This is a genomic window from Solimonas soli DSM 21787 (assembly GCF_000474945.1).
GTDB classification, from domain to species: Bacteria; Pseudomonadota; Gammaproteobacteria; order Nevskiales; family Nevskiaceae; genus Solimonas; species Solimonas soli.
In genome coordinates this window covers 1-15947 of record NZ_AXDW01000029.1, presented here as the reverse complement: position 1 = coordinate 15947, position 15947 = coordinate 1, and the positions used below count along the sequence as shown (strand labels likewise).

General features: G+C 64.3%; 13 protein-coding genes and 1 tRNA gene. All 14 read left to right on the top strand.

Annotation, left to right across the window (positions count from 1 at the left end; genetic code table 11):
- The coding region (locus K344_RS23530) for an EF-Tu C-terminal domain-related protein (RefSeq protein ID WP_211234534.1) at positions 1 to 97 on the top strand (97 nt) is incomplete at its 5' end.
- Positions 98 to 166: 69 nt separating this feature from the next.
- Positions 167 to 242 (top strand) — tRNA-Trp (locus K344_RS0111830).
- Between the two features lie 55 nt (positions 243 to 297).
- Positions 298 to 684: a preprotein translocase subunit SecE gene (gene secE / locus K344_RS0111825; RefSeq protein ID WP_028080846.1), complete on the top strand. Its 387-nt coding sequence runs from the start codon at positions 298 to 300 to the stop codon at positions 682 to 684.
- A 1-nt stretch (position 685) separates the two neighbouring features.
- Positions 686 to 1219 carry a transcription termination/antitermination protein NusG gene (nusG, locus tag K344_RS0111820; RefSeq protein ID WP_028080845.1) on the top strand — a complete coding sequence of 178 codons (534 nt, stop codon included), beginning with the start codon at positions 686 to 688 and terminating at the stop codon, positions 1217 to 1219.
- A 280-nt stretch (positions 1220 to 1499) separates the two neighbouring features.
- Positions 1500 to 1931: a 50S ribosomal protein L11 gene (gene rplK / locus K344_RS0111815; protein WP_028080844.1), complete on the top strand. Its 432-nt coding sequence runs from the start codon at positions 1500 to 1502 to the stop codon at positions 1929 to 1931.
- 3 nt (positions 1932 to 1934) lie between these two features.
- Complete coding sequence (gene rplA, locus K344_RS0111810) at positions 1935 to 2630, top strand: 50S ribosomal protein L1 (RefSeq protein ID WP_028080843.1); 696 nt, start codon at positions 1935 to 1937, stop codon at positions 2628 to 2630.
- 217 nt (positions 2631 to 2847) lie between these two features.
- The gene (gene rplJ, locus K344_RS0111805) at positions 2848 to 3381 is read left to right on the top strand and encodes a 50S ribosomal protein L10 (protein WP_028080842.1); all 534 of its coding nucleotides are present in this window, start codon (positions 2848 to 2850) and stop codon (positions 3379 to 3381) included.
- 53 nt (positions 3382 to 3434) lie between these two features.
- Positions 3435 to 3815: a 50S ribosomal protein L7/L12 gene (rplL, locus tag K344_RS0111800; protein ID WP_028080841.1), complete on the top strand. Its 381-nt coding sequence runs from the start codon at positions 3435 to 3437 to the stop codon at positions 3813 to 3815.
- 182 nt (positions 3816 to 3997) lie between these two features.
- On the top strand, positions 3998 to 8146 hold the full coding sequence (gene rpoB, locus K344_RS0111795; protein ID WP_028080840.1) for a DNA-directed RNA polymerase subunit beta: 4149 nt from the start codon (positions 3998 to 4000) through the stop codon (positions 8144 to 8146).
- Positions 8147 to 8173: 27 nt separating this feature from the next.
- Entirely contained in the window at positions 8174 to 12436 is a 4263-nt protein-coding gene (gene rpoC, locus K344_RS21430) for a DNA-directed RNA polymerase subunit beta' (RefSeq protein WP_043114408.1), read from the top strand.
- Positions 12437 to 12639: 203 nt separating this feature from the next.
- A complete protein-coding gene (rpsL, locus tag K344_RS0111785; protein ID WP_028080839.1) occupies positions 12640 to 13047 on the top strand; it encodes a 30S ribosomal protein S12 in 408 nt (135 codons plus the stop codon).
- A 74-nt stretch (positions 13048 to 13121) separates the two neighbouring features.
- Positions 13122 to 13595, top strand: coding sequence for a 30S ribosomal protein S7 (rpsG, locus tag K344_RS0111780; RefSeq protein ID WP_028080838.1), 474 nt, complete (start codon positions 13122 to 13124; stop codon positions 13593 to 13595).
- 111 nt (positions 13596 to 13706) lie between these two features.
- Positions 13707 to 15797: an elongation factor G gene (gene fusA / locus K344_RS0111775; protein ID WP_028080837.1), complete on the top strand. Its 2091-nt coding sequence runs from the start codon at positions 13707 to 13709 to the stop codon at positions 15795 to 15797.
- Between the two features lie 55 nt (positions 15798 to 15852).
- A partial coding sequence (locus K344_RS21425) for a GTP-binding protein (RefSeq protein WP_043113128.1) occupies positions 15853 to 15947 on the top strand: 95 nt, incomplete at its 3' end.

Below are 15947 nucleotides of genomic sequence, written 5' to 3'. Positions count from 1 at the left end.
GATCAGCCCGATCGCGATGGAAGACGGCGTTCGCTTCGCGATTCGCGAGGGCGGCCGTACCGTCGGCGCCGGCGTCGTCACGAAGATTCTGGCCTGAGCCGGCTTTGACACAGGGGCGCGGATCGCCTAGAATCCGCGCCCCTTTTTGGCTTTCCGCGGTAACGACAGGGCGATAGCTCAACTGGTAGAGCGGCGGTCTCCAAAACCGCAGGTTGGGGGTTCGAAACCCTCTCGCCCTGCCACGCAGCGTGGCCCCCTACGACTGCGAGTACAACTGCGAGGCCTAAGACGAGTTTCATGGAAGCCCAAACCCACGAAAAAGCTGGCTCCTCGCACAAGGACACGGCTTTTCTGATCATTGCTGCCGCGGCCCTGCTCGGCGGCATGTTCGCGTTTTACTACTTCGAAGGCCAGTTCAATGCCTTCGTGCGCACGCTGATCCTGCTCGGCGGCTTCGCCGCGACGCTCGCGCTGGCCTACCAGACGGCGATCGGCCGCGAGCTGTGGGGTTACGTCACCGGCGCGCGCACCGAGCTGCGCAAAGTGGTCTGGCCGACCCGGCAGGAAAGCATCCAGACCACGCTGATGATCGCGCTGGTCGTGCTGGTCATGGCCCTGCTGCTGTGGGGTCTCGATTCGCTGCTGCTGTGGGGGGTCGAAACCCTCACCGGACGAGGAGTCTGAGATGGCGATGCGTTGGTACGTGGTGCACGCCTATTCGCAGTACGAGAACTCGGTGATGAAGGCGCTCAAGGAGCGCATCGCCCGTGCCGGCCTGCAGGACCAGTTCGGCGACATCCTGGTGCCGACCGAAGAAGTGGTCGAGATCAAGGAAGGCGTCAAGCGCACGACCGAGCGCAAGTTCTTCCCGGGCTATGTGCTCGTGCAGATGGAAATGAACGAGGACACCTGGCACCTCGTCAAGGCTACGCCCAAGGTCATGGGCTTCATCGGCGGCACGGCCGACAAGCCGGCGCCGATCTCCGACAAGGAGGCCGAGAAGATCCTCAACCGCGTCACCGAATCGGTCGAGAAGCCGCGCCCGAAGACGCTGTTCGAACCGGGCGAGTCGGTGCGCGTCAAGGAAGGGCCGTTCGCGGACTTCCAGGGCGTGGTCGAAGAGGTCAACTACGAGAAGAACCGCCTGCGCGTGGCGGTGCTGATCTTCGGGCGCTCGACGCCCGTCGATCTCGAATTTTCCCAGGTGGAAAAAGGGTAGGCCAAAGCGGATTGCCTTGAATGGCAATCCGCTTTGGCGAACGCCCGGCCAGGGAGCATCTGCCCCGGCGAGGAATGACTCAATGTCATTCCGAGTTAAGCAGATGCCGGGCCGGGCGTTCAGAAGCAGATGAGATCGCGCCAAGGATGGCGGCGCGGACTGAGCAAAGGCCACGCAGCGGTGCCATCACCGCACGAAGTTTCAGGACGAACCCGCCCTAAACCGCGGATTCGAAATACCGGGGAGCCGCAAGGCGTTTGCACCCACTTTGGAGTAAGTCATGGCAAAGAAGGTAACGGCCTACATCAAGCTGCAGATTCCTGCAGGCAAGGCCAACCCGGCGCCGCCGGTCGGTCCGGCGCTCGGTCAGAACGGCGTCAACATCATGGAATTCTGCAAGCAGTTCAACGCTGCGACGCAGAAGCTCGAGCCGGGCATTCCGACGCCGGTCGTCATCACGGTCTACTCGGACCGCTCGTTCACGTTCATCACCAAGACGCCGCCGGCGACGGTGCTGATCAAGAAGGCCGCCGGTATTGAATCCGGCTCGCCGACGCCGCACACCAAGAAGGTCGGCAAGATCACCAAGAAGCAGGTCGAAGAGATCGCCAAGGTGAAGATGCCGGACCTGAACGCGGGCAGCATGGAGAGCGCCATGCGCCTGATCGCCGGTTCCGCCCGTTCGATGGGCATCGAAGTGGTGGAGAAGTAAGCCATGGCGAAGATCACCAAGAAGCAGAAGGCCCTCGCCGGCAAGGTGCAGCAGGGCAAGGTCTACAGCCTCGACGACGCCATCAAGCTCGTCAAGGAATGCGCGAAGTCGAAGTTCAAGGAATCGGTCGACATGTCGATCAACCTCGGCATCGACGCCAAGAAGTCCGACCAGAACGTGCGTGGCTCGACCGTGCTGCCGCACGGCAACGGCAAGAGCGTGCGCGTCGCCGTGTTCGCGCAGGGCGCGAAGGCCGAGGAGGCCAGGGCCGCCGGCGCCGACGCCGTCGGCATGGACGAGCTCGCCGCGAAGATGAAGGAAGGCGACCTGTCGTATCAGGTCGTCATCGCCGAGCCGGCCGCCATGCGCGTCGTCGGCTCGCTGGGCCAGGTGCTCGGCCCGCGCGGCCTGATGCCGAACCCGAAGACCGGCACGGTCACGCCGAACGTCGCCGACGCGGTGAAGAACGCCAAGGCCGGTATGGCCAAGTTCCGCACCGACAAGGCCGGCATCGTGCACTGCGCGATCGCCGCCGCCGACTTCGATGCCGAGAAGATCAAGGACAACCTGATCGCCGTCGTGCGCGACGTGCGCAAGGCCAAGCCGTCGTCGTCGAAGGGCGTGTACATCAAGAAGGTCACGCTGTCGTCGACCATGGGCCCGGGTGTCCGCGTCGACGTGGGCACGCTGCCCGAATGATTTGAATTCATCATTTTCATGTGCGGGGCCGCGAGGCCCCGATTGAAAGTGATGACAAGCAACTTTGAAGTGTGGCGCAAGCCTCACATCGAAGACCGTCAGTGGCCCGGAGCGCTCGCGCGAAGGGCATGAAAGGCCTTCAAAAGCCGCTGTCGTAGATAGGTCGGTTCAGACCCGCAGGGAAAGAACCGTTTTCGTGAGGCAACTAGGAGTTCCGATGGCTCTCAAGCTGGACGACAAGAAGGCCCTGGTTGCGGAAGTGAACGAAGTCGCCAAGCGCGCGTACTCGGCCGTTGCGGCCGAATATCGCGGCCTGACGGCCGGCAAGTTCGACGAACTGCGCAGCAAGGCCCGTGCGAACGGCGTCTACCTGCACGTCGTCAAGAACACGCTGGCCACGCGGGCCGTCGAAGGCACTGATTTCGAGTGCCTGAAGACTGCGCTGGTCGGCCCGCTCGTTCTCGGTTTCTCGCTCGAGGATCCGGGTGCGGTGGGTCGCGTCATCAAGGACTTTGCCAAGGACAACGAGAAGCTCGTCGTCAAGGCGGTCGCGGTCGGCGGCACCCTCTACGGGGCCAAGGACATCGAACGTCTGGCGTCGCTGCCGACCCGTGAGCAAGCCCTCAGCCAGCTGGCTGGCGTGCTCAAGGCGCCGGTCAGCAAGCTCGCTCGCACCCTGGCGGAAGCTCCGGCGAAGACCGCGCGTGCCATCAAGGCCGTGGCGGACGCCAAGCAAGGCGCGTCGGCATAAGCGTTCATTCCTCAATCTAAGCTTTTCCACACTTTTATCTGGAGTTTTTGAAAATGGCTACGAAAGAAGAAATTCTTGACGGCATTGCCAACCTGACCGTTCTCGATCTGGTTGACCTGGTCAAGATGATCGAAGAGAAGTTCGGCGTTTCCGCCGCCGCCCCGGTCGCCGTCGCCGCCGCCGGCCCGGCTGCCGCCGCTGCCGCCCCGGCCGAAGAGAAGACCGAGTTCACGGTCGTTCTCGCCGCCGTCGACGCTGCGAAGAAGGTCAACGCGATCAAGGTCGTGCGCGAAATCACCGGCCTGGGCCTCAAGGAAGCCAAGGATCTGGTCGAAGGCGCGCCGCAGGTCGTCAAGGAAGGCGTCGACAAGAAGACCGCCGAAGAGCTGAAGAAGAAGCTGGAAGAGGGTGGCGGCAAGGTCGAGCTGAAGTAAGCCGACCGACGCATTGCTCTCGAAAGCGACTTCGAAGTATTGAGGCGAAGGCTGGGGCCCCAGAACGAGTTTCTGGGCCCCCGGCCTTTCGCCGCTGCGGGAGAATGCAAATTTTTGACCTGCGACGGTCAAAAATTTGGGTTTTTCGAGGCGCGCAAGCGCACTGACGACAGAGGTAACCGATGGCTTACTCGTTCACCGAGAAGAAGCGTATCCGCAAGGACTTCAGCAAGCTGAAGGAGACGCTGGAAATTCCCTATCTGCTGGCGACGCAGATTGATTCCTACCGCCAGTTCCTGCAAGCCGAGTCACAGCCTGCGAAGCGCAAGGACAACGGCCTGCAGGCCTCGTTCAAGTCGGTGTTCCCGATGGTGTCGTACAACGGCGCCGCCGCGCTGGAGTTCGTCAAGTACCGCTTCGACGAGCCGGCCTTCGACGAGAAGGAATGCCGCGTCCGTGGCATGACCTACGCCGCGCCGCTCAAGGTCACCGTGCGCCTGGTGATCTTCGACCGCGAGTCGAAGGAAAAGCGCGTCAAGGACGTGCGCGAGCAGGAGGTCTATCTCGGCGAAGTGCCGCTGATGACCGACCACGGCACCTTCATCATCAACGGCACCGAGCGTGTCGTCGTCTCGCAGCTGCATCGTTCGCCGGGCGTGTTCTTCGACCACGACAAGGGCAAGACGCACAGCTCGGGCAAGCTGCTGTACAGCGCCCGCATCATTCCGTATCGCGGCTCCTGGCTGGACTTCGAGTTCGACCCGAAGGACAACCTGTTCGCGCGTATCGACCGTCGCCGCAAGCTGCCGGTGACGATCCTGCTGCGCGCGCTCGGCTACAACAACGAGCAGATGCTCGCCATGTTCCACGAGCAGAACCGCTTCGTGCTCGAGAAGGACGGCGCCACGATCGATCTGATCCCGGAACGCCTGAAGGGCGAGAAGGCGCAGTTCGACATCGTCGCCGACGGCAAGACGCTGGTCGAGGAAGGCAAGCTGATCACGGCGCGCCACATCAAGCTGATCGCCGAGGCGGGCCTCAAGAAGCTGACCGTGCCGGACAGCTATCTGGTCGGCAAGGTCGTCGCCAAGGATCTCGTGGCGCAGGGCACCGGCGAGATCATCGCCGCCGCCAACACCGAGCTCACCCAGAATCTGCTCGCCAAGCTGCGCGAGTCGGGCATCAAGGATCTGCCGACGCTCTACATCAACGACGTCGACAAGGGCCCGTACATCTCGACGACGCTGAACATCGATCCGACCAAGACCAAGCTCGAGGCGCTGGTCGAGATCTACCGCATGATGCGTCCCGGCGAGCCGCCGACCAAGGACGCCGCCGAGACGCTGTTCCACGGCATGTTCTTCTCGCCGGAGAAGTACGACCTGTCGGCGGTCGGCCGCATGAAGTTCAACCGCCGCCTGCGCCGCGACACCGTCGAGGGGCCGGGCGTGGTCTACGACGGCCAGCTGTTCTCGATGTTCAACGACGAGTTCTCGAAGAGCCTGTTCGCCAAGTACGGCAAGGAGCACTCCGACATCATCGATGTGGTGCGCGAGATCATCGCGATCCGCAACGGCGAGCAGCAGACCGACGACATCGATCATCTCGGCAACCGCCGCATCCGCGCGGTCGGCGAAATGGCGGAGAACGTGTTCCGCACGGGCCTGGTGCGTGTCGAGCGCGCCGTGCGCGAGCGTCTGGCGCTGGCCGAGGCCGAGAACCTCACGCCGCAGGATCTGATCAACGCCAAGCCGGTATCGGCCGCGATCAAGGAGTTCTTCGGCTCCTCGCAGCTGTCGCAGTTCATGGACCAGAACAACCCGCTGTCGGAAGTCACGCACAAGCGTCGCGTGTCGGCCCTCGGCCCGGGCGGCCTGACCCGCGAGCGCGCCGGCTTCGAAGTGCGTGACGTGCACCCGACGCACTACGGCCGCGTCTGCCCGATCGAAACGCCGGAAGGCCCGAACATCGGCCTCATCAACTCGCTGGCCTGCTACGCGCGCACCAACGAGTACGGCTTCCTCGAAACCGCCTACCGCAAGGTCGTCGACGGCAAGGTCACCGATCAGGTCGAGTACCTGTCGGCGATCGAAGAAGGCCGTTACGTCATCGCCCAGGCCAACGCCGAGCTCGACGCCAAGAATCACTTCAAGGGCGATCTCGTCTCGGTCCGCTTCCAGAACGAATTCACGCTGACCGCGCCCGACAAGATCCAGTACATGGACGTCTCGCCGCGCCAGATCGTGTCGGTCGCCGCCGCGCTGATTCCGTTCCTCGAGCACGACGACGCCAACCGCGCGCTGATGGGTTCGAACATGCAGCGCCAGGCGGTGCCGACGCTGCGCGCCGACAAGCCCCTGGTCGGCACCGGCATCGAGCGCCGCGTCGCCGTCGACTCCGGCAACGCCATCCAGGCCAAGCGTGGCGGCGTGGTCGAGAAGGTCGACGCCGCGCGCATCGTCATCCGCGTCAACGACGAGGAAACCGTCGCCGGCGAGGCGGGCGTCGACATCTACAACCTGGTCAAGTACGTCCGTTCGAACCAGAACACCTGCATCAACCAGAAGCCGATCGTCAAGCCGGGCGACGTCATCGCCCGCGGCGACGTCATCGCCGACGGCCCGTCGACGGATCTCGGCGAGCTGGCGCTCGGCCAGAACATGCTGATCGCCTTCATGCCGTGGAACGGCTACAACTTCGAAGACTCGATCCTGATCTCGGAGCGTGTCGTCGAGGAAGACCGCTTCACGACGATCCACATCGAAGAGCTGACCTGCGTCGCCCGCGAGACCAAGCTCGGGCCGGAGGAAATCACCGCCGACATTCCCAACGTCAACGAAGCCGCGCTGCGCAAGCTCGACGAGTCGGGCATCGTCTATATCGGTGCCGAGGTGAAGGCCGGCGATCTGCTCTGCGGCAAGGTCACGCCCAAGGGCGAGACGCAGCTGACGCCGGAAGAAAAGCTCCTCCGCGCGATCTTCGGCGAGAAGGCCTCGGACGTGAAGGACACCTCGCTGCGCGTGCCGGCCGGCATGGACGGCACGGTCATCGACGTGCGCGTGTTCACCCGCGAGGGCGTGAAGAAGGACAAGCGCGCGCTGGCGATCGAGGAATCCGAGCTGGCCCAGGTCCGCAAGGACCTCGCCGACCAGCAGCGCATCTTCGAGGACGACATCTACGACCGTCTGCGCCGCATCCTGCTCGGCAAGGCGGCCGACGGCGGTCCGAACAAGCTGAAGAAGGGCGCCAAGATCGACGCCGAGTACCTCGACAGCATCGAGCGCGAGAAGTGGTTCGAGATCCGCCTGTCGGACGACGACGCGCAGAACCAGCTCGAAGCCGCCAACAAGCAGCTGCGCGACATGCGCTCGGAGTTCGACAAGCGCTTCGAGAACAAGAAGCGCAAGATCCAGTCGGGCGACGAGCTGTCGCCGGGCGTGCTGAAGATGGTCAAGGTCTACCTGGCCGTGAAGCGCCGCATCCAGCCGGGCGACAAGATGGCCGGCCGCCACGGCAACAAGGGCGTGATCTCGCAGATCGTGCCGGTCGAAGACATGCCGCACATGGAAGACGGCACGCCGGTCGACATCGTGCTGAATCCGCTGGGCGTGCCTTCGCGCATGAACATCGGCCAGCTGCTCGAAGTCCATCTCGGCTGGGCCGCCAAGGGCATCGGCAAGAAGATCGACGAGATGCTGCGTCAGCAGAAATCGGTCGCCGAGCTGCGCAAGTACCTCGACCGCGTCTACAACAAGAGCGGCGGCAAGTCCGACGTCGAGCTCAGCGAGCTGAGCGACGCCGAGATCGTCAACCTCGCGAGGAACCTGACCGGCGGTCTGCCGGTGTCGACGCCGGTGTTCGACGGCGCCGCCGAGGAAGAGATCAAGGACTTGCTCGAGCTTGCCGGCCTGCCGCGCACCGGCCAGGCGCAGCTGACCGACGGCCGCACCGGCGAACCGTTCGCGCGCCCGGTCACCGTCGGCTACATGTACTACCTGAAGCTGAACCATCTGGTCGACGACAAGATGCACGCGCGCTCGACCGGCCCGTACTCGCTCGTCACCCAGCAGCCGCTGGGCGGCAAGGCGCAGTTCGGCGGCCAGCGCTTCGGCGAAATGGAAGTCTGGGCGCTCGAGGCCTACGGCGCGGCGTACACGCTGCAGGAAATGCTGACGGTGAAGTCGGACGACACCAACGGCCGCACGCGCATGTACAAGTCGATCGTCGATGGCGATCACCGCATGGTCGCGGGCATGCCGGAATCGTTCAACGTTCTGGTCAAGGAAATCCGCTCGATCGGTCTCAACATCGAGCTGGAACAGAACCAGTAAGCGTTGGCGGACGACAGGAGTTCAATGATGAAAGATTTATTCAATCTGATCCGCAACCCCGAGGAAGCGGAAGATTTCGACGCCATCAAGATCGGCCTCGCCTCGCCGGAAACGGTGCGCTCGTGGTCATACGGCGAGGTGAAGAAGCCGGAAACGATCAACTACCGCACCTTCAAGCCGGAGCGCGATGGCCTGTTCTGCGCGAAGATTTTCGGGCCGATCAAGGACTACGAATGCCTGTGCGGCAAGTACAAGCGCCTCAAGCACCGCGGCGTGGTCTGCGAGAAGTGCGGCGTCGAAGTGACCGTCGCCAAGGTGCGCCGCGAGCGCATGGGCCACATCGACCTGGCCTCGCCGGTCGCCCACATCTGGTTCCTCAAGTCGCTGCCGAGCCGCATCGGCCTCTTGCTCGACATGCCGCTGCGCGCGATCGAGCGCGTGCTGTACTTCGAAGCCCACATCGTCGTCGACCCGGGCCTCACCCCGCTCGAGCGCGGCCAGCTGCTGACCGAAGAGGATTACCTGAACTCGGTCGAGCAGTACGGTGACGACTTCGACGCGCGCATGGGCGCCGAGGCCGTGCGCGATCTGCTGCGCGGCATCGACCTGCAGACCGAGGCGGCCAAGCTCCGCGAAGAGTTGAACACCACGACTTCGGAAACGAAGATCAAGAAGTTCGCCAAGCGCCTCAAGCTGATCGAGTACTTCATCCAGTCCAACAACAAGCCGGAGTGGATGATCCTGACCGTGCTGCCGGTGCTGCCGCCGGATCTGCGCCCGCTGGTGCCGCTCGACGGCGGCCGCTTCGCGACCTCCGATCTCAACGATCTGTACCGCCGCGTCATCAACCGCAACAACCGTCTCAAGCGCCTGCTCGAGCTGAGCGCGCCGGACATCATCGTGCGCAACGAAAAGCGCATGCTGCAGGAATCGGTCGACGCGCTGATCGACAACGGTCGCCGCGGTCGCGCGATCACCGGCACCAACAAGCGCCCGCTCAAGTCGCTCGCCGACATGATCAAGGGCAAGCAGGGTCGTTTCCGCCAGAACCTGCTCGGCAAGCGCGTCGACTACTCGGGCCGTTCGGTCATCGTGGTCGGCCCGACGCTGAAGCTGCACCAGTGCGGCCTGCCGAAGAAGATGGCGCTCGAGCTGTTCAAGCCCTTCGTGTTCTCGCGTCTGCAGCGTCTGGGCATCGCCACGACGATCAAGGCCGCGAAGAAGATGGTCGAGCGCGAGGAGCCGCAGGTCTGGGATGCGCTCGAAGAGTGCATCAAGGAGCACCCGGTGCTGCTGAACCGCGCGCCGACCCTGCACCGACTCGGCATCCAGGCCTTCGAGCCGCTGCTGATCGAAGGCAAGGCCATCAACCTGCATCCGCTGGTCTGCACGGCGTTCAACGCCGACTTCGACGGCGACCAGATGGCCGTGCACGTGCCGCTGTCGCTCGAAGCGCAGCTCGAAGCGCGCGTGCTGATGATGTCGACCAACAACATCCTGTCGCCGGCCTCGGGTGATCCGATCATCGTGCCGTCGCAGGACGTCGTGCTCGGCCTGTATTGGATGTCGCGCGAGCGCGTCGGTGCCAAGGGCGAGGGCATGGTGTTCTCCGATGTCGCCGAAGTGCATCGCGCCTACGAGAACGGCATCGTCGATCTGCAGGCCAAGATCAAGGTCCGCCTGCGCGACTACCACGAGGCGGGTGGCGAGGGCTTCATCCACCTCGTCGAGACCACCACCGGCCGTGCCCTGCTGTCGGAAGTGATTCCCGACCGCGTGCCGTTCGCGGTCGTCAACAAGACGCTGACCAAGAAGGAAATCAGCCGCGTCATCAACTACGTGTACCGCCGCTGCGGCACGAAGGACACGGTGATCTTCGCGGACCAGATGATGTACACCGGCTTCCGCATGTCGACCAAGGCCGGCATCTCGTTCTGCCTCGACGACATCATGATCCCGGCCGAGAAGGCGCGGATCCTCGAACAGGCCGAGGCCAAGGTGAAGGAGGTCGACACCGAGTACAACCAGGGTCTGACCACCGGCGGCGAGCGCAAGAACCGCGTCATCGACATCTGGTCGCGCGCCAACGACGACATCGCGCGCGCGATGATGGCGCAGATTGGTTCGGAGACCGTGAAGACCAAGGACGGCAAGGAAGTGAAGCAGCCGTCGTTCAACTCGGTGTTCATGATGGCCGACTCCGGCGCGCGTGGCAGCCAGGCGCAGATCCGTCAGCTCGCCGGCATGCGCGGCCTGATGGCCAAGCCGGACGGCTCGATCATCGAAACGCCGATCACCGCGAATTTCCGCGAAGGCCTCAACGTCAACCAGTACTTCATCTCGACGCACGGCGCCCGCAAGGGTCTGGCCGACACGGCGCTGAAGACCGCCAACTCGGGTTACCTGACGCGCCGTCTGGTCGACGTCGCCCAGGACATGGTCGTCACCGGCGAAGACTGCGGCACCGAGCACGGTCTGCTGATGATGCCGATCGTCGAAGGCGGCGATGTGCTCGAAGCGCTGCGCGACCGCGTGCTCGGCCGCGTCACGCTGCGCGATGCGCACAAGCCGGGCAGCGACGAAGTCGTGATCCCGGCCGGCACGATGATCGACGAGAAGTGGGCGGACACGCTCGAGAAGAACGCGATCGACGAGATCTGGGTGCGTTCGCCGATCACCTGCGAACTGCCGTTCGGCGTCTGCGGCAAGTGCTACGGCCGCGACCTCGCGCGCGGCCACCTCGTCAACATCGGCGAAGCGGTCGGCGTCATCGCCGCGCAGTCGATCGGCGAGCCGGGCACGCAGCTGACCATGCGTACCTTCCACGTCGGCGGCGCGGCTTCGCGTGCGGCCTCGGCGGACGGCGTCGACTCGCGTGCGGCCGGCACGGCGCGCGTGCACAACCTGAAGATGGTCACCAACAAGGACGGCCTGCAGGTCGCGGTCTCGCGTTCGGGCGAAATCGGCGTGATCGACGCCAATGGCCGCGAGCGCGAGCGTTACAAGATCCCTTACGGCGCGACCATCCTGGTCAAGGATGGCGACGAGCTGAAGGCCGGCACTCGCCTCGCCAAGTGGGACCCGCATACCCACCCGATCATCACGGAGCTCACCGGCTTCGTGAAGCTGCAGGACTTTACCGAAGGCCTGACCGTCACCCGCGAAACCGACCCGCTGACCGGCGTGTCGACCCGCGTCGTGACCGAAGCCAAGGCGCGTGGTTCGGCGGCCAAGGATCTCAAGCCGACCATCATCCTGGTCGACGCCAAGGGCAAGCAGCTGACCTTCCCGGGCACCGACATCCCGGCCGCCTACACGCTGCCGCCGAAGGCAATCGTCGCGGTGGAAGACGGCGACGAAGTGAGCGTCGGCGGCACGATCGCGCGTATCCCGCAGGAAGCGTCGAAGTCGCGCGACATCACCGGCGGTCTGCCGCGCGTCGCCGACCTCTTCGAGGCGCGCAAGCCCAAGGAACCGGCGGTGCTCGCCGAGACCACCGGCACCATCAAGTTCGGTGCCGGCACCAAGGGCAAGCAGCGCATCAAGATCGTCCGCGCGGATGGCAGCGAGGCGGAAATCCTCGTGCCGAAGTGGGTCGAGATCCGCGTGTTCGAAGGTGAATCCGTCGAACAGGGCGAAATCATTTCCGACGGCGAGCCGAGCCCGCACGACATCCTGCGCCTGCAGGGCGTCACCGCGCTGGCGAACTATCTGGTCAAGGAAATCCAGGACGTCTACCGCCTGCAGGGCGTGAAGATCAACGACAAGCACATCGAAACGATCGTTCGCCAGATGCTGCGCAAGGTCGAGATCACCGAGCCGGGCGATTCGAAGTTCCTGCAGGGCGAGCAGGTCGAGATCTTCCAGGTCCTGGCCGAGAACAAGCGCCTGACGTCGAAGGGCGAGCGCGGCGCGAAGTTCGAGCGCCAGTTGCTCGGCATCACCAAGGCCTCGCTGTCGACCGAGTCGTTCATCTCGGCGGCTTCGTTCCAGGAAACGACGCGCGTCCTCACCGAAGCGTCGGTGCGCGGCTCGCGCGACGAGCTGCGCGGCCTGAAGGAGAACGTCATCGTCGGCCGTCTGATCCCGGCCGGTACGGGCCTCGCCTACCACGAGCAGCGCCGCAAGGCCCGTGGCGGCAGCCTGCTGGCCGAGCTGCAGGCGTCGGCGCTGACGTCGACCGGCAGCTTCGACGCGACCAGCGCCGACCGCGTGGCGACGCGCACCGCGCCGGTTGCCGGCGACGAGGCCGAGGGTCACGAGGAAGCCGACGAGGGCGGCGACGAGTAAGCCGCACCGCGCAGGCGCGGCACCGGCAGCATCGGTGTCGCGCCATGCCGGCGGGCTCGCGAGCGCGCGGTCCGCCGGAAACGCAGGTCCGAACAGCGATTGTCGTTGACTCTGCTGCGCCCCACCTTTATCATGCGCGCCCTTTCCCGACGGCCGCCCTCTGGCGGTTCGTCTTTTCTTTGTCAAGCCGGGAAGTTCCAAACGTGCCAACAGTCAACCAGTTAGTGCGCAGCGGCCGCTCCGTCGAAGCGACCAAGAGCAAAGTGCCTGCGCTCACCGGCTCGCCGCAGAAGCGCGGCGTCTGCACCCGCGTCTACACGACGACGCCGAAGAAGCCGAACTCGGCTCTGCGCAAGGTGTGCAAGGTCCGCCTGACCAACGGCTTCGAAGTCATCTCCTACATCGGTGGCGAAGGCCACAACCTGCAGGAGCACTCGGTCGTCATGATTCGCGGCGGCCGTGTCAAGGATCTTCCCGGCGTCCGCTACCACACCGTGCGTGGCGCGCTCGACTGCGCCGGCATCGACAAGCGCCGCCAGAGCCGCTCGAAGTACGGCGCCAAGCGTCCGAAGGCTGGCGGTGCGCCCGCCGCCGGCGGCAAGAAGAAGTAAGGCCGGACCGCCCTCAGGGCGGCCGGAGTAAGGGGCGGAATCGCCGCCCCTGAAGACCACCAAAGGATTCAGCCATGTCCCGTCGTCGCAAGCCCGAGATCCGCAAGGTTCTTCCCGATCCCAAGTTCAAGAGCGAACTCGTTTCGAAGTTCGTCAACATGGTGATGGAGGACGGCAAGAAGGCCGTCGCCGAGAAGATCGTCTACGGAGCGCTCGATCAGATCGCCACCAAGAAGAAGGTCGAAGCCCCGGTCGAATACCTGCAGCAGGCCTTCGACAACGTCGCCCCGACCGTCGAGGTCAAGAGCCGCCGCGTCGGCGGTGCGACCTACCAGGTGCCGGTCGAGGTGCGCGCCAGCCGCCGCACGACGCTGGCCATGCGCTGGGTCATCGCGGCCGCCTCGGCGCGCGGCGAGCAGGGCATGGAAAACCGCCTGGCCGGCGAGCTGATGGATGCCGCGGAGCACAAGGGTGCCGCCGTCAAGAAGCGTGAAGACACGCACAAGATGGCCGAGGCGAACAAGGCCTTCGCGCACTTCCGCTGGTAATCCAGCCCGGATCCGGCCTGCTGACTCTCGCGAGTCACACAATCCCACTATAAAAACGGGCTTTCCGCCCCCATATCGGGAGCCCGTTTCTCTCACCAGCGAGTCCTGACCATGGCACGTACGACGCCTATTGAGCGTTACCGCAACATCGGTATCTCCGCTCACATTGACGCCGGCAAGACCACCACCACCGAGCGCGTGCTGTTCTACACGGGCGTCAATCACAAGCTCGGTGAAGTCCACGATGGCGCCGCCACCATGGACTGGATGGAGCAGGAGCAGGAGCGCGGCATCACCATCACCTCGGCGGCGACCACCACGTTCTGGCGTGGCATGGGCAACCAGTTCGAGCAGCACCGCATCAACATCATCGACACGCCGGGACACGTCGACTTCACGATCGAAGTCGAGCGTTCGATGCGCGTGCTCGACGGCGCCTGCATGCTGTACTGCGCCGTCGGCGGCGTGCAGCCGCAATCGGAGACCGTGTGGCGCCAGGCCACCAAGTACGGCGTGCCGCGCCTCGCGTTCGTCAACAAGATGGACCGCACCGGCGCCGACTTCTTCAAGGTCTATCGCCAGATGAAGGAAAAGCTCCGCGCCAATCCGGTGCCGGTGGTGATTCCGATTGGCGCCGAGGACAAGTTCCAGGGCGTGGTCGACCTCGTCAAGATGAAGGCGATCATCTGGGACGAAGCCTCGCAGGGCATGAAGTTCGAATACGGCGAGATTCCCGCCGACCTCGTCGAGACGGCGAAGGAATGGCGCGAGAAGATGGTCGAGTCGGCTGCCGAAGCCTCGGAAGAGCTGATGAACAAGTATCTCGAAGAGGGCGACCTCTCCGAGACCGAGATCAAGGCGGCGCTGCGCCAGCGCACCATCGCGCTCGAAATCTTCCCGATGCTGTGCGGCTCGGCGTTCAAGAACAAGGGCGTGCAGGCCATGCTCGACGCCGTCATCGAGTACCTGCCGTCGCCGACCGAAGTGCCGGCAATCAAGGGCGAGGATGCCGAAACCGGCGAGCCGGTCGAGCGTCATGCCGACGACAATGAGCCGTTCTCGGCGCTCGGCTTCAAGATCATGACCGACCCCTTCGTCGGCCAGCTGACCTTCATCCGCGTCTACTCGGGCGTGCTGAAGAAGGGCGACAGCGTCTACAACTCGCGCAGCGGCAAGAGCGAGCGCATCGGCCGTCTGGTGCAGATGCACGCCAACAACCGCGAGGAAATCGACGAAGTGCGCGCCGGCGACATCGCCGCCTGCGTCGGCCTCAAGGAAGTCTATACGGGCACCACGCTGGCCGATGCGAACAAGCCGGTCATTCTCGAGCGCATGGAATTCCCGGAGCCGGTCATCAGCCAGGCCGTCGAGCCGAAGACCAAGGCCGACCAGGAAAAGATGGGCATCGCCCTGTCCAAGCTGGCCCAGGAAGATCCGTCGTTCCGCGTCAAGACCGACGAGGAAACCGGCCAGACCATCATCTCGGGCATGGGCGAGCTCCATCTCGAAATCCTCGTCGACCGCATGAAGCGCGAGTTCAAGGTCGAGGCCAACGTCGGCGCGCCGCAGGTGGCGTACCGCGAAACGATCCGCAAGGCCGTCGAGCAGGAAGGCAAGTACGCCAAGCAGTCCGGCGGCAAGGGCCAGTACGGCCACGTCTGGCTGCGCATCGAGCCGCAGGAGCCGGGCAAGGGCTACGAGTTCGTCAACGCCATCGTCGGCGGCGTGATTCCGAAGGAATTCATTCCGGGCGTCGACAAGGGCCTGAGGGACGCGATCAAGAGCGGTGTCATGGCCGGCTATCCGGTCGTCGACATCAAGGTCACCCTGTTCGACGGTTCGTACCACGACGTCGACTCGAGCGAAATCGCCTTCCGCATCGCCTCGTCGATGGCGTTCAAGGAAGGCTGCCAGAAGGCCAACCCGGTGATCCTCGAGCCGATCATGGCGGTCGAAGTCGAAACGCCGGAAGACTACATGGGCGACGTGATGGGCGACCTCAACCGCCGTCGCGGCATGATCCTCGGCATGGACGACAACTACGGCGCCAAGATCATCCGCGCCGAAGTGCCGCTGTCGGAGATGTTCGGCTACTCGACCTCGCTGCGCTCGCAGAGCCAGGGCCGTGCGACCTACACGATGGAATTCAAGAAGTACCAGGAAGCGCCGGCGAACGTCATTGCCGCGCTGACCAAGAAGTAATCATTGCGCGCCGTCGGGCGTCTGATCCGCAAAAGTTTTTGTAGAGGAAACGATCATGGCAAAGGGTAAGTTTGAACGCACGAAGCCGCACGTGAACGTGGGCACGATTGGCCACGTTGACCACGGCAAGACGACGACGACGGCGGCGCT